The organism is Micromonospora sp. NBC_01412 (assembly GCF_045040215.1).
GTDB lineage: Bacteria > Actinomycetota > Actinomycetes > Mycobacteriales > Micromonosporaceae > Micromonospora > Micromonospora rubida.
Window position 1 is genome coordinate 277340 of record NZ_CP109528.1, and the last position, 14572, is coordinate 291911.

Annotated in this window: 11 protein-coding genes and 1 pseudogene; 2 read left to right on the top strand and 10 right to left on the bottom strand. The window is 67.8% G+C overall.

Features of this window, described 5'->3' with window-relative positions:
- Positions 1-11 precede the first annotated feature (11 nt).
- The 7 genes and pseudogenes from OG617_RS01160 to OG617_RS01190 form a co-directional block, all read right to left on the bottom strand.
- Positions 12-488 (bottom strand): hypothetical protein, encoded by a 477-nt coding sequence (locus tag OG617_RS01160; RefSeq protein WP_405097907.1) that lies wholly within the window; start codon positions 486-488, stop codon positions 12-14.
- A gap of 139 nt (positions 489-627) precedes the next feature.
- Positions 628-1791 carry an IS110 family transposase gene (locus tag OG617_RS01165; RefSeq protein WP_405097909.1) on the bottom strand — a complete coding sequence of 388 codons (1164 nt, stop codon included), beginning with the start codon at positions 1789-1791 and terminating at the stop codon, positions 628-630.
- A 613-nt stretch (positions 1792-2404) separates the two neighbouring features.
- A pseudogene (locus tag OG617_RS01170) lies at positions 2405-3155 on the bottom strand (IS5 family transposase); the annotation flags it as partial.
- A 101-nt stretch (positions 3156-3256) separates the two neighbouring features.
- A complete protein-coding gene (locus tag OG617_RS01175; protein ID WP_405097911.1) occupies positions 3257-4648 on the bottom strand; it encodes a UDP-glucose dehydrogenase family protein in 1392 nt (463 codons plus the stop codon).
- Between the two features lie 205 nt (positions 4649-4853).
- Positions 4854-5468 carry a GTP cyclohydrolase II gene (locus tag OG617_RS01180; protein ID WP_405097913.1) on the bottom strand — a complete coding sequence of 205 codons (615 nt, stop codon included), beginning with the start codon at positions 5466-5468 and terminating at the stop codon, positions 4854-4856.
- Positions 5465-6340: a class I SAM-dependent methyltransferase gene (locus OG617_RS01185; protein WP_405097915.1), complete on the bottom strand. Its 876-nt coding sequence runs from the start codon at positions 6338-6340 to the stop codon at positions 5465-5467. The genes OG617_RS01180 and OG617_RS01185 overlap by 4 nt, the downstream gene beginning before the upstream one ends.
- On the bottom strand, positions 6337-7626 hold the full coding sequence (locus OG617_RS01190) for a hypothetical protein (protein ID WP_405097917.1): 1290 nt from the start codon (positions 7624-7626) through the stop codon (positions 6337-6339). The genes OG617_RS01185 and OG617_RS01190 overlap by 4 nt, the downstream gene beginning before the upstream one ends.
- Before the next feature lie 122 nt (positions 7627-7748).
- Here OG617_RS01190 and OG617_RS01195 point away from each other — a divergent pair, with 122 nt between their 5' ends.
- Complete coding sequence (locus OG617_RS01195) at positions 7749-9326, top strand: ISL3 family transposase (protein ID WP_405097919.1); 1578 nt, start codon at positions 7749-7751, stop codon at positions 9324-9326.
- Between the two features lie 395 nt (positions 9327-9721).
- Here OG617_RS01195 and OG617_RS01200 read toward each other — a convergent pair whose 3' ends face one another.
- Positions 9722-10000, bottom strand: coding sequence for a hypothetical protein (locus tag OG617_RS01200; protein WP_405097921.1), 279 nt, complete (start codon positions 9998-10000; stop codon positions 9722-9724).
- 346 nt (positions 10001-10346) lie between these two features.
- Here OG617_RS01200 and OG617_RS01205 point away from each other — a divergent pair, with 346 nt between their 5' ends.
- Complete coding sequence (locus OG617_RS01205) at positions 10347-11276, top strand: hypothetical protein (RefSeq protein WP_405097923.1); 930 nt, start codon at positions 10347-10349, stop codon at positions 11274-11276.
- A gap of 609 nt (positions 11277-11885) precedes the next feature.
- Here the strand turns inward: OG617_RS01205 and OG617_RS01210 are convergent.
- Both OG617_RS01210 and OG617_RS01215 read right to left on the bottom strand, forming a co-directional pair.
- A complete protein-coding gene (locus OG617_RS01210; RefSeq protein WP_405104059.1) occupies positions 11886-12230 on the bottom strand; it encodes a DUF4259 domain-containing protein in 345 nt (114 codons plus the stop codon).
- Between the two features lie 250 nt (positions 12231-12480).
- Positions 12481-14442 carry a peptidoglycan DD-metalloendopeptidase family protein gene (locus OG617_RS01215; RefSeq protein WP_405097925.1) on the bottom strand — a complete coding sequence of 654 codons (1962 nt, stop codon included), beginning with the start codon at positions 14440-14442 and terminating at the stop codon, positions 12481-12483.
- Between the last annotated feature and the right edge of the window lie 130 nt (positions 14443-14572).

A 14572-nucleotide genomic window follows, 5' to 3' on the forward strand; every position in this document is an offset into this window, starting at 1 on the left:
GCAACCGAAACTCAACCGCCGGTCACGAGCACAACCCGGTCGGCCTCCACGTCGTACCCGAGCACCGGCTCGTTTCCCAGCCCCTCGGGCGTCATCAGCACCGACTTGCGTAGCCTGCGGCCGATTGTGGTCAAGAATCGGCAGAGGACATCCAACTGCTGTTGTCCCTGCAGCTCACGCAAGTCGACATCGAAGTCTATCTGCTCAGCCTCGTACAGCCGGAAGATCGCGAGAACACCGGGTGCTGGCCAGACGTTCAACTGGACGCCGACCTCCTCACGGAGACTCAGCATGTCCTCGACCGCGGCGGGCAGTGGGCGCGCACCTCCATCAACCAGGTAAGCGAGCTGCCAGCCCTCCGACCGCACGAGGTCAACAAGAGCCCGCCAATCCTCGACGGTCGTCTCAGGCACGTGCACATCCGGGAGCGTCCCGTTCAGGTCAAGGTCGAACCAGACCTGAACGTCCTCCCACAGCAAGTCGCTCACACCGCCATGCTGCCGAAAACCCATTTTCACCGCGTCCGAGTTTCCTGACGGCCAACGTCACGCCGCCACCGCCGACCACAAGCCAAACTCGGACTGGACCGTCCCCCAACTGGGCGAACTCTCATGGCACCCCTTTATGTCAAGACACCGCTCGGAGGGCGGGTTTAGGCTTGCTGGTGGCGGGTCCGGGAAGTGGCTTGTCCGAAGGGCCGATTTCCGGGGTCAGGTCGGTCACGCTGGATAGCAGAGTCGTCCCCGACTGCCCTCCCGGATCCGCCGCCTGCCTGCGTTTCTGGTCGGCGACCATGCGGGCGTAGACGACGTTGGACAGTCGCCGTTTCAGCGCGCGCATGGCTTCCATGGAGGTCTTTCCGGAGGTCTTCTTCAGGTCGAAGTAGGCGCGGCCTTCGGTGCGGTTGCGCAGCTGGACCACGGCCATGATGTGCAGCGTCCGGTTGATCCGCCGGTTGCCGGCGCGGGAGAGCCGGTGACGCTTCTGGTCGCCGGAGGAGGCGTCCAGCGGTGCGGTGCCGTTCCAGGACGCGAACCGGTCGCGGTCGGCGAAGCGGCGGATGTCGCCGACGTCTGCCAGCAGCCGGGCTGCGCCTGAGGGGCCGATCCCGTGCAGGTCCATCAGCGTGGAGCCGCGGGCGACGACAAGCTCCTTGAGGTCTTTCTCCGCGGTCTTGATCTTCTTGTCGATGCCCTCGAGTTCACCGATGAGCTCGACGGCGAGGCGGCGCCGGGTCTTGCCGACGATGTCGCGGGGTTTGATGGTCGCGATCAGCGCACGTGCCTGCCGTGCGGACAGGAACTGCTTTGCCCCGCCTGGGAAGAGCTCCAGCAGCAGCCGGTGCAGCCGGTTGACGGTCTGCGTCCTGGCGCGGCCCAGCTCGTCGCGGCGGTCGACCAGCATCCCCATCACCTGCAGGCCCGGGTCGAGCTGGACCCGCACCAGGTTCGGGGTGCGCAGTGCGACCATCGCGACCGAGTGCGCATCGACCGGGTCGGTCTTGCGGCCATTGCCGGTGGCGAACACCCGCACCTGCGCAGACAGCTTCGCGGGCACGTCGAGCACCGCCTCACCGTCATGCAGCAGGCGGTGGGCGATGTGCTTCCCGATGCCGTTGCAACCCTCGACCGCCCACACCCGATCGGCGTACTTGCGGCCGGCGGCGAGCATCTCCGCGTAGCCAGCCTTGTCCGTGCCATACCTGCCCACTGCGAGCACCCGGGCGCGTTCGTCGACGACCTCGATGGTTGCTGAACGCTTGTGCGGGTCCATCCCGATGATCACCGACATCGGTGCCTCCCTTGACTGAACTCGGACGGAGTTGTCAGCAAGGAGGGCACCGCTACTTCGAGCAGAACAAACCCCTTTCCAGCCACTCCTCGCCCGGTGCCCGGCGAGACGCAGGCCATGAGAGAGCCACACCAATGACACCGGTGCGCAGCCGCAATGTGGGAGCGTCTCGCCGAGCACCTGGACCGAGTCTGGCCGGACACCGATCCTGGACCAAGTCTCTAAGTAGCCGCGATCAGTGCTCACGGTGTGTAACGGCGCGGGCCGGTGTTTCACCGAGACCGGCTAGGAGGTGGCGTCCGCATCTGCCGCGATCCGCGCCCTCGTGGCGGCACCGCGGCGATATGCCGTAGTCGCGGGGTGAGCCGTCGGGTAGGGCCAGTTCAGACCGTCACGTCTCCGCTCCGACGGTCTCCGGTGGGGCCAACTCGCGCCGTCCGGGTGGGGCCGCGCGGGACGACCGTGAGAATCAGAGCGGGCGAACATCGTCGCCGATGTCAGCCATCCGCTGGGACGCCCAACTGGAGTCCGGGGCGGGCAGCCACCCGCCGAGGTACGTGAAGGGGTCCGGCGACGAGCCGACGCCGTAGCGGACGCCGCAAGTGCCAGCCGGGAGGGTGAGGAAGGCTTCGTGGATGTCGTCGCGGATCTCCCAGCGGATGCGCAGGCGGCGGAACCAGTGCAGCAGGGCGATGGTCTGCTCGACGACCCACCGTCGGGCGCCGAGTCCGGAACCGTGTCCGACGCCGCGTCGGGCGATGACCGGGGTGATGCCCTGGCCCGAAGCTGTCGGCGGTAGCAGTCGTAGTCGTAGCCACGATCGGCGTAGAGCCGCTGCGGTCGTTGCCGGGGACGGCCGCGGATGCCCCTGATCTTGGGAAGCTTGTCGACCAGGGGCATGAGCTGGGTGACGTCGTGACGGTTGCCGCCGGTCAGACTCACCGCGAGGGGGATGCCGCCCGCGTCGGTGATGACGTGGTGCTTCGAGCCCGGCTTGCGGCGGTCGACCGGGCTCGGACCGGTTTTGGGCCGCCCTTGAGCGCCCGCACGTGAGAGCCGTCGATCACCGCCCCGGACATGTCCAACTGCCCAGCCGCTCGTAGCTTGCCGAGCAGGACCTCATGCAGTCGCTGCCACACGCCGGCGTCGTTCCAGTCTCGTAGCCTGCGCCAACAGGTCATCCCCGACCCGAACCCCAACTCCTGCGGCAGGTACTCCCACGGGATCGCGGTGTGGAGCACGAACAGGATCCCGCACAACACCCTGCGGTCATCCAGGGGCTTACGTCCGGGGTAGCGGCGCCGCCGTGGCGGGCGGGGCGGCAGCAGCGGCGCGATCTCGGCCCACAACTCGTCCGAGACGATCCACGGCGGCTGCTCACCCCTCCTCACGTTCAGACAGAACGATCCTCACGTCCAACCGGTTACGCCCAACATCATTTAGTTAGGAGTTGTAAACACCCAACTCAGGTGTGGGAGCGCGGGGGGATGGCTGGCGCGGTCATGGTCAGGTATCGGTAGCCGAGTTCGGTGAGCCTGTCGGCGTTGAGGCAGTGTCGCCCGTCGAGGACGAGCGGTGAGCGCATGGTGGGGGCGAATTTGGCCCAGTCGAGGTCGCGGTAGTGGGTCCATTCGGTGGCGACCACGATGGCGTCGGCGTCATCGAACACGTCTTCGACGCGGTCGGCGAGGTGCTCGGCCAGGGTGGGTTGTTCGCGGCGGAAACGGTCGGCGGCGACGGGGTCGTGCAGGGTGATTCGGGCACCGCGGTCGAGAAGTAGGTTCGCGATGTCGATGGCCGGTGAGTCGCGCAGGTCGTCGGTGTCTGGTTTGAATGCAAGGCCGAGGATGCCAATCTTTCGGCCTTTGATGATGTGAAGTTCGTCGAGGAGCCGGTCGACGACCTTGGTGCGCTGGCGGTGGTTGACGTCGCGGGCGGCGGTGACGATCGGCATGGCGAGGTGGTACTCGCTGGCGGTGGCGATGAGCGCCGCGGTGTCTTTACCGAAGCAGGATCCGCCCCAGCCAATGCCGGGGTTCAGGAAGCGGGGGCCGACGCGGGCGTCGAGGCCGGTGCCGCGGGCGACTTCGCGGATGTCGGCGCCGACCTTGCCGGCGATGGCGGCAATTTCGTTGATGTAGCTGATTTTGAGGGCGAGGAAGGCGTTGGCCGCGTATTTGATCAGCTCGGCCGAGGCCAGGTCGGTGGAGACCAGCGGCACGGCGCTAATGCCGGCAGGGCGGGGCAGCACGGTGGGCGGGGTGAAGGACTGGTTGAGGATGGGTCGGTAGAGCTGGTTGAGGACATCCAGGCTGGCTTGGCTGTCGGAACCGATGACGATCCGGTCTGGGTACAGGGTGTCGGCGAGCGCGGTGCCCTCGCGCAGGAACTCGGGGTTCGAGGCGACGGCGAATTGCCCGCCGGGGCGGTGTCCGTGGTGGCGTTCGTACGCTTCGCGCAGGATCGCGTCGACCCAGTTGCCGGAACCGATCGGGACGGTGCTCTTGTTGACCACGACGGTGAAGTCGCCGCGCAGGTGCTGGGCAACGCTTTCGGCAGCGGATCGCAGGTATCGCAGGTCGGGGTTGCCGTTGTCCAGTTGCGGGGTCTGCACGGCGATGAACACGACGTCGGCGTCGGGTACGCCGACGGCGTACTCGGTGGTGAACGTCAGGCGGGAGGCAGCCTGCTCAAGGAGCGCTTCCAAATGCGGTTCGTAGATCGGGCATTGGCCGGCGCGGAGGGTGTCGATCTTCTGCTTGTCGAGGTCGATGCAGGTGGTGTCGTGGCCCAGGAAGGCCAGGCTGACGCTGGTGGTGAGACCGACGTATCCGGTGCCGACAACGCAGACCTTCATTGAGCGTTTCCTCTCCCCGTCAGCCATACCGACGTGCGGTGATTCTGTTCGGAACGTTAGTGGTGCCGCTGACCAGCGATGTCGACGCGCGCCACCGTTCTACTGCGGCGGTCATCCGGTGTGTGACCCGGGGCCCCGCCTGCTGCACGCCGGAATGATACATACCGGGGGCATACGGCGGGGCATGTCCGGATGGACACACGGTTCAGGAATTGGTGGTGGCTCCGCTGCTGTTCAGGTGCCCGAGCAGGGTGTCCTTCTGGTGGAGATAGTCGCGGTTGGCAGGGGTAACGAAACCCGAAAGTGGGACACGGTCGACGGCGATTTCGGCTGTGCGGAGGGCGTCGATCTTGTGGGGATTGTTGGTGGCGAGGTGGACGGAGGTGACGCCGAGCCAGGTCAGCGCGTATGCGGCGGGCCGGTAGTCGCGGGCATCGGCGGGTGCGTTGACGGCGGCGTTCGCGGCGACGGTGTCGTATCCCTGGTCCATCAGGGTGTAGGCGCGGATCTTGGCGGCGAGGCCGATGCCGCGGCCTTCGTGGCGCAGCAGGTAGAGCAGGATCCCGTAGTCGGACGCGCCGATCATGTGCAGGGATGTGGCCAGCTGAGGGCCGCAGTCGCATTTGAGTGATCCGAGCAGGTCACCGGTGGCGCAGGCGCTGTGCATCCGCACCAGCGGGATCTGTTGGTCGGCGGGCTGGGGGCGGTGGACGGCGGCGAGGACTTCCTCGCGCCCGTTCTCAGGGCCGAAGACGTGCAGTTGGAAGTGTCCGTGGGCGGTGGGAAGGTCACAGCCGGCGAGCCGGATGGTGGTGGTCATCTCGTCTCCTGCATGGTGCTGTCGGGTGTGGGCTTGTGGGCGATGAGCAGGACGTGTTCGGACATGCCGAGCAGTGCGGGTTCTGCCTCGATGCGGCGGATCGCGCGCAGGAGCAGGTCGCGGCGGTGAGGGTCGCGGAGACGGTCGGCGAGGTCGGGCAGCAGTTTCGCGGCGCCTTCGACCGCGAGCAGGGCGTGCGGGCGCAGGCCAGCGGTGGTGGCTTCTGCGGCGAGGTCGTCCGGATTGTGGAAGTAGCCGGTGGTGAACAGCCGTCGATCACCGGTCGGGTTGCGGTGTTGCCCGCCGCGCAGATGCCGGGCCAGGATCGCCTCCACGGCCGGGTCGTCGTAGAGGTTCTTGGCGAGGTACTCCCATGTGGTGTAGAAGCGGGACGTCGCCACGGCGGCGACCACGCCGCCCGGGACGAGCACGCGGTGCGCCTCGGCCCAGGCACGGGCGCGGTCGGCGGCGTGGGTGAGGTGATACAGCGGGCCGAGCAGAAGAACGGCCTCGCAGCTGCCGGAGCCGAGCGGCAGCCGGCGCGCGTCCCCGCGCATGATCGACGCCAGCGGCGACTCGGCGTGGGCGGACGCGGTGGCGGCTTGCTCCAGGTGCAGGGCGACGGGGTCCACGAGGTGGACGTGGTAGCCGTCCGCGGCCAGCCAAAGCGCGTACGCGCCGGGTCCGCCGCCGACGTCGGCGACCGTTCCTGCTGGGGGAAGGTGACGGGTCAGGATGTCGCGGGTGCGCAGGTACTCGATGTGGCGGCGCGGGTCGGTCAGGCGCCCCTGCTCGGCCCCGTGGGCGTAGAAGGCGAGGATCTCCGGGGTGATGCTCGCCCCCACGGCCGCGTCGGGCTTGTGACTCGTCACGCTGCCGCCTCCGGCGGGTCGCGGTCCAGCAGTGTGAGGAAGCCGTCCTGGAACTGTCGGCGCAGGCGGGTCTGCTGCGCCGACATGATCGGGCCGCGAAAGCGGTCGAGGATCGAGGCGACGCCGCCTCCGATCGCGGGGCTGCTGCCGATGGCGCTGAGCAGCTTGAACTGCATCACGAGGTACACCGGCGGACCGTTGCGCCAGCTGCTGGGTTGCGGTGGGGACCAGAATCCGAGGTGATAGTCCAGGCCGGCCAAGGTCAGGCACCGGTTCGCTAGGTCCATGTCGGCCCGCATCAAATCCATCTCGCGGGCGGTGACGTCCCGTAGCAACGACCTCAGCATGACCAGGCCCCGCCGGCCTGGTTCGGAAAGCCAGGAAAGTTCGTCGAGGTTCGCCGCGACCTGACCGGGCGGCAGCAGCCCTGGCCGAGTCCACGGCGGTGACGCCGCCGGGCTACCGGTGAAGCACTCTCGCAGCTGCGCGTACGCGCCTGCGGCCACGTCATGAAGAGCGACGAGAAGCCGGGCGCAGGCGGTATCGGGCAGGAAGTCCCAGCCCGGAAGAGCGATCTTGAATCCGACCGGGCCACCAGCAGAGGACAGATCCGCCTCGCCTGCCAGCCGGCAGCCGGCGGGCAGCGGCTGCGCACGGAATGCGTCACACATGACCTGCGCGGCGAGGTGCGCGATGGGGTCAACCAGCGCCCGTCTCCGGCTCATGTCGTTCACCTCGCCCAGGGGCACGATCGAGGCGTCGCGGTAGGCGGTGGTGGGCCAGCAGTTGAGGTGCCAGTGGATCCGCTTGTCCCACCACTGCCCGTTGTCTCGGTCGGTCGTGGACGGGTCGTAGTTCGTGCCGATCATCAACTGCGCCCCGTCGAGACCGAACCGGCGCCGAGTCGAGGAAGCGTGGACGTAGCGGACGAACTGCCCGCAGAACGTGAGCAGCGCCGTCAGGATGGCCATGGAGACGTCACTGACCGACGACGCGATGACTCTGTCGTCGCCGACCGTGGCGAGCAGCATCATGTCGTAGACGCTGTGCGGGAACGCCTTGTCGATGACCGTGATCCGGTCCCCACTATCTCCGGCGGGGTATGCGCGCAGGATGTTGGGGCCGTAGTGGTCGCGGTAGTGCGGGCTGAGGTTCCGCACGTCCGGTGGCGGCGCGGCGAGTCGCGGCATCGGGAGGCTGGGGATGACCGGCAACGTCATCGCGGACGCCGGGTAGAGCGGCCCGAACCGGTCCGCGACCGGGCGGCGGGTCGTGGCGGTGGTCATGCCGGCTTGCCGTTCGCGATGGCGTCGCCGGCGGCAACGCCCATCATGGCGGCCTGCACGATGCTGGCTCAGGCACACATTTTGTGAGTTGTGCTCGCGGGTAGTTCGGGTTGGGTGCCGGAGTGGAGATCATCGTGGCGTTGCTGCCGCATCTGGTTGGTCTGCGGTTGGAAGCGGTGGTGGTCCGGGCCGTCGGAGTCAGGATCGACGCGGCGACGCGGACGGTGCGGACGGTGCGGGCGGCGTGTGGAGTCTGTGGCGTCTGGTCGACCACTGTGCATGGTCGCTATACGCGGCGGTTGGCCGACGTCAGGTTGGGTGGCCATGAGGTGCTGGTCGCGTTAACGGTCCGCAGGTTCACCTGCGTCAACGTCGAGTGCCGGCGGCGGACTTTCGCCGAACAGGTGCCCGGGCTGACCCGACGGTATGCCCGTCACACGGTTCTGGCGGCGGGTGACCTGGAAGCGGTCGCCGTGGCGTTGGGCGGTCGACCGGGTAGCCGGTTGGCGCATCGGCTGGCGGTGTCGGTGTCTCGGACGACGTTGATCCGGATGATCCGGCGGATGCCCGACCCGCCAGTGGTGACGCCGACGGTGCTGGGTGTGGACGACTTCGCCCGTCGCCGTGGGCACCGATACGCCACCGTGCTGCTCGACATGCACACCCGCCGGCCGATCGACGTCCTGCCCGACCGCACCGCCGACACCCTCGCCGGATGGCTGCGGGAGCACCCCGGCGTTCAGATCGTCTGCCGGGATCGCGGGGGCAGCTACGCCGAGGGCGCCCGCAAAGGGGCACCTGACGCGATCCAGGTCGCCGACCGGTGGCACCTGCTGAAGAACCTCAGCGACGCGGTCGAGAAGGTCGTCCGTGGGCACCGCCGGTGCCTACGAGAGCACACCAATCCCACACCTGCCCTTGCCGCGCCCGTCCTGACCGAGCCGGTCAGGACGGGACGCCGCGCAGCGAACACTCGCCAACGTCACGCGGCCGTGCACGCCCTGCGGGCCGAAGGGCTGTCGATCAGCGCGACCGCCCGCCGGCTCGACGTGAACGTCAGGACCGCCCGTAAGTACGCCCGCGCCGCCACCGCCGAGACGTTGATCGGCCCGAACGCCAGCAGCCGCCCCAGCGTCCTCGCCCCGTTCCACCCCTACCTACGCCAACGCCTCGCCGACGGCATCCACCAGAGCGCCACCCTGTTCGCCGAGATCCTGGCCAGCGGCTACCAGGGCAGCCTGCGCGTGCTGCGGGACTGGCTCACCACCGCCCGTACCCGGCCGACGCGGGTGGTCGTCCAGGTGCCTTCCGCCCGGCGGATCACCGCCTGGATCATGCGGCCAGGACACAAACTCACCGACGACGACCGCGTCAACCTCGCCGACGCCCGCAGCCGCTGCCCTGACCTGGACACCGTCGCCGACCTCGCCCGCGGGTTCACCGCACTGGTGCGCCACCATGGCACCGGACAACACCTCGACGCCTGGATCGAACGCGCCCGGCACGCCGGACACCCCGAACTCCGCGGCTTCGCCACCGGCTTGATCAACGACCGCGACGCCGTCGCCGCCGGCCTCACCCAACCCTGGAGCTCAGGCCCCGTCGAAGGCCACATCAACCGCATCAAAACGATCAAACGACAGATGTACGGCCGCGCGAACCTCGACCTCCTCCGCAAACGAGTCCTCGCCACCCCATGAACCACCACCAAGATCAATCACAGAATGTGTCCCAGAGCCCGATTCTTGACGACCTTGCCTTCGGCGACATTAGGGAAGAATCGGACATTGCTCGCGGGTGCTGACGACATCTATGCCACTGCATCAGCCCTGTTACCAGGCAGTCTACCGAGGTCTCGTCATCGGGCGGTTCTTGGTTAGTTGGGGTTGCCTCGCGGGTAACAAGGCATCGATCGCGGACCCCGCCAACACAGCCAACTGGTTCGCCGCCATTGGGGAGACCCGATGAGGACACGTGGACGTCCTAATCAGCCAGCCGGCAGGGCTACGCCTGGCGTCATTCCCGCGACAGCGAGTCCAGGACGGTGCGAGCGTGCTCCTGCCAGTACGGCCGCTCGTACTTGTTGGCCGTGATCTCACGCATGGACTCCAAGGCGTGCTCCTTCGACGGGACAACCCCGCGCCCCGACCGCCGTAGCCAGCTCCTTGAAGGTCACGTAGGTGGGTGCATTGGAGCGGTTCCGCACCTCGTACTCGGCCGGCAGTATCCGGCAGTCGGCCTGGCGCCGCACCGCGGCCCCGACCGACAGATTCGCCTCCAGGCACTTGCTCAACGTCCGATAGGCCTGGCGGTAGCAGCCGAGCAACGTCCGGTCGTCGCCGGTGAGCACCCGATCCGAGGCCAGCTTCGTCATCAGCGCCTCGACCCGGGCCCGCACACAGGAAACGGGCGTGCCCACCGCGAACCCGACATCCCGATCAACCAAGGGCCTGAATGGATACGCGTACGGTCGTCAGACCTGCGACTGTGTGAAAGTGACTGCCTCCGCACCCGTTTGGTGCTGCACGGGGCGGCGAACGGGCTGGCGCTGCTCGGCTGAGCCCTGGATTCCCGGCTGAGTAATGAACACCGGGTTCTTGAGTAATGCTTGCTCAGGCGCCGGATGCTCGCGGCTGTGCACACTTCAGGCCAGACCCGCGGTGCGCCGCGCACCACACAACCGGCATCCGGGGCGGGTCCTCGAAACGGAGCACCACGCAATGCGCGCGACAGCACGGCTGACTCAGATCTCCACACTGGCGCTACTCATGGTGGCAGCCACGATGCTCCCCGGCGGCGCCGCCGGGGCGGTGCCGACGATCAACCCGAACGCGCGGGCGGCCGTGGTGGACCAGGACACCGCCAAGTTCACCGCGGCGGTGGGAAAGACCGACTACCTGGTCATCACCAACAATTCGACCATGGTGATGTTCGATGTCAACTACCCGATCACGCCGGGCCCCGGCTGCGTCAACGCCGCCGGCGACCCGACCATCGCCATCTGCTACCCGACAGACGTGGCCGCGGTGCTGGCCCACGTCGGCGACGGCAACGACACCGTCGTGATCAGCACTGACATTCACGTCACCGACGTCGAGGTGCACGGCGGCTCCGGCAACGATCTGCTGAAAAACCAGCCCCACAAGTCGTACCTCACGGTGAAACTGTTCGGCGAGGCCGGCGACGACTACCTTGTCGACCACTGGTGGGGCGAGCACGAGTCGCTGCTCTACGGCGGCGACGGAGACGACCACCTGTCCTGCCCCGACCCGGTGTCCAACGGCTACTCCGCAATGGTCGGCGGCAACGGCGCCGACACCTTCGCCGGCAAGTGCGAGGTCGACTACTCGGACCGCACCACCCATGTCAACATCTCCGTCGACGGGATCGCCAACGACGGCGCCCCCGGCGAGGGCGACAACGTTCTGACCTCGGTGGGCGGAGTGCTCGGCGGTTCAGGCGATGACGTGCTCTCCAGCACGGTGTCCGCCCTTCTGATCGGCAACGGCGGCACGGACTGGCTGTTCGGCTCGGACTTCAACGACACGCTCTGGGCCTACGACGGCGCCGGCGGGGACATCGTGAGCGGCGGCTACGGAAACGACAGCTGCTCAGTGGACGCTGGCGACAGCGTGTCGTTCTGCGAATAGCCCTAAACGGGCACAGTCGATCCGCCGCTGCCGGGAAGCCCGGGTTCAGCGGCGGATCGGCCTGTTCCCTCGGGGCAGGACTTCTTTCGGCGTCGTAGCGGCGGCTGGTCCGGTCACGGTGTCGCCGGCCGCCTTACGTCGGGTAGAACCGCATGTGGGCGGGGTCGATGCCGACATTGGATGGGCCGGGTGCGACACGCGGACACCGGCAGGGCGACAGTGACACAGCGAGCTCCTGGTGAACGGCTGGACTAAGCAACGGCCGGTCTGCCAGGGCTCGCTCTACATTCCGGCGCTACACACCGCCTTCGCCATCTTGTGACCCAACAATCTCAAGCTCCCGGACGCACCCTCACTTTTTCGCAGTTTCCGCAACGGCCAATCCGCCCGCACAAAAAGTGCGGGTGGAGAGCGAGTTCTGGAAACCCGCGAAATGACACGGCCCGGGCGGCTGAATCTGATCAATCCGCTAGGCTGCAGCGGCGAACCCACCCGCTGACCCGGATCTCGACGTCGCCACGACGTCGGCTCAGGTGGACAGCGTGGGACCGGACGCTCACTGAGCAGCGGTTTCTGCCAATTGAGCGTGTCTCGCTGGACCTACCGCGGTCAAAGATCGAAGAGCGATTCTTGTTGGGGTGGGTCAAGAACCCTTCGCAGCTCAGAGATGGTCCGGCGCCATTCGAAACCATCGGTGGTTTCGTCCCAGTATTCCGCGAGCCACGACGGTGCCGTGGTCACGCGGTCCAAGGCGATGACTGCGAGGTTCCGGAGGTATGCCGGGAACTGCGGCATGGGTTTGGTGGGGCCGTAGCCCGAGATGACGGGTGGGCCGCCGGGGCATTGCGCGGCGATCAGGGCTGCGGCGGCGACGGCTCGTATGGCGTCCGAGTGGAAGGGGTTGTCCGAGAGGCGGAGATCGTCGTCCGTTGCGTTGGCAACACGATCAAGAATGCTGCCGAGAAGGCAACGTCACCCGCATCAAGTGATCAAACGGCAGATGTACGGCAGGGCCAGCTTCGACCTGCTCCGCAAAACGCGTCCTGCTCGTCACGTGAGCACGGTTCGGGGCAATCAATCATGGTCTGCGGGCCAGAACCCAGGAGGGGCAGTGCCTGCGCGATCGGGTCGCCGGCTGCGCCGCCGGGCTCAAACGCCAGCGGGGGCCGGATGCAGAGCACCCGACCCCCGACAGTTACGGATGTCAGCCGCGCCAGGCGGCACCGAAGTTCACCGTTTTGCCGTCGGTCCAGCCGGCGATGACCCGGGTACGCAGGCCGGCCTTCTGCCTGGCCTCCAGCTCCGTGCCGAGCTGCGTGCTGCCGATGCCGTGCTTGCCGGCTGTTCCGCCCTTGCCTTCGGCGACCTTCTGGAAGATCGCGGAGAGCCGGAAGCTGCTGCCATGCTGGCAGGCGCTGAGGTAGGTCAGGTGCATGCCGGCCTTGCTGTTGGCGGTCCAGGCCGCCTGGTAGTCGGCCGACGTGGCGAACGAGTTCGCGACGAAGCCGCCGACATCCTCCTTGTGGTAGAAGGCCGTGAACCTCGGGCTGCCGTCCGGAGAGACGATCGAGATGTTGACCGGGTGGAAGCCCTGCTCGGTGAGCGCGTTGAACTGTGCCATGTGTGCCGCGGCGTCGAGCCCGTGGTAGGCGGCTGCGGTGGGGCCTGCCTGCTTGCAGAAGATCGCCGCGTAGCGGACCGAGCCGTTCTGGATGTAGCTCGTGACGTTGATGAGCCGGTGGCCGCTCTTGGCTGCCGCGTCGTGCGCTGCCTGGTACTCCGCGGAGGTCATGCCGTGCCCGGCGGTCCAGGATGCACCCCTGTTCGGGTGGAAGATCATGTTGAAGAAGACCGAGCTGCCCTGCTCGTACGCGTCGATCCACACCGGACGGTAGCCGGCGCGGACCAGCCGATCGGTGATGGTCTGGTAGCTGGCGGCGGGGATTGCGTACTGGACGATCTCGTTCTTGTTCGGCGGGTACCAGGCGGGGCGGCTCGCCTCCGGCCAGATGACCATGTTGCTGTTGGGGATGGCGCGTCCGTTCGCGGGCACCCAAACCGGCAAGTCGGGGTTGAACGGGCTGTTGAAGGCCTGGTCCACCATCCACGCGTCGGCGAGCAGGTAGGGCCGCAACGGCGAGTCGCCGCTGATGGCCTTACGGGCCTCGATGTGGATGTGCGGCGCGGACGAGTTGCCCGAGGTGCCGAGCAGCCCGAGGATCCGGCCGGCCTCGACCTCCTCGTCCTGAACGACGGTGACGCTGCCCTGCTGCAGGTGGGTGTAGTTCGTCATGGTGCCGTCTGGGTGCTGCAGCCAGACCTGGTTGCCGCCGGCGGGCTTCGGGGTCGTCGCGGGGAAGGCCCCCGGCGCCAGGTTGTCGGGCATGCCGTCGTTGACGATGACGACCTTGCCCGCGGCGACGGCGTGGATCGGCAGGCCCCAGCAGCGGTAGTCCTCCACCTTGTCGCCGAGGGCGCCGGGCAGCAGACCGTTCCAGATCGCGCCATCCCAGGCGGCCACGCCGATGTCGTGGGCGTAGACCTGGTCGCCGCGCACGCCGCCGTTGGCCCAGTGGTCGCCGGTGGCGGTGACCATCTCGCCGGGCCGCATGTCGGTCGCGTGCAGCGGCAGCCGGTGCGAGATCTGGTAGGGCACCAGCGGCAGGGCGACCTGCACCGGGTCGGCGTAGCCGGTCACGTAGACCTGGACGATCACCGCGACCGGGGTCGGGACCGGCAGGTACACCTGGTTCTTGACCACGACGCCCGGCATCAGGCCCACCGTGCCGTTGGACCAGAACTTCGACTGGCCGGGCATGAAGACGCCCCCGTCGCCGACCCCGTCCGCGTCCTTCACGTCGAGCAGCAGATCGACGCCCTGCATGATGACCTGGGAATGGCCCGGGAAGACGAACACGATGTTCTGGACGGTCAGGTTGGCGGCGCCGATGTTGGTCAACGCGAGCCGCAGCACCACCTTGGCCTGCTCCGGGCCGCCCGCGATGGTGGGGGCGAGCAGCGCGTAGGCCGCCTCGCCATCCTCCAGCGGCTCAACCCCGATGCTCAGCGGCGGGAGGCCTGGACCGGCGAGCGCCGGGCGGCCGGCGCCGAGGATGACGGCGGGGACGGCGGCGGCGGTCATCAGAAGGAGGTTGCGACGGTTCACGGTAGGTTCCTTCGTTGGCGTGCGAGGCGACCGGTCGGCCGCTGCACCACCGAGGTAACCAGCGCCACGGCGACGGCGCCTGAGCAACGATTGCTCACCGATGACTGGCGGTGCTCATTTTTCGGCGCCT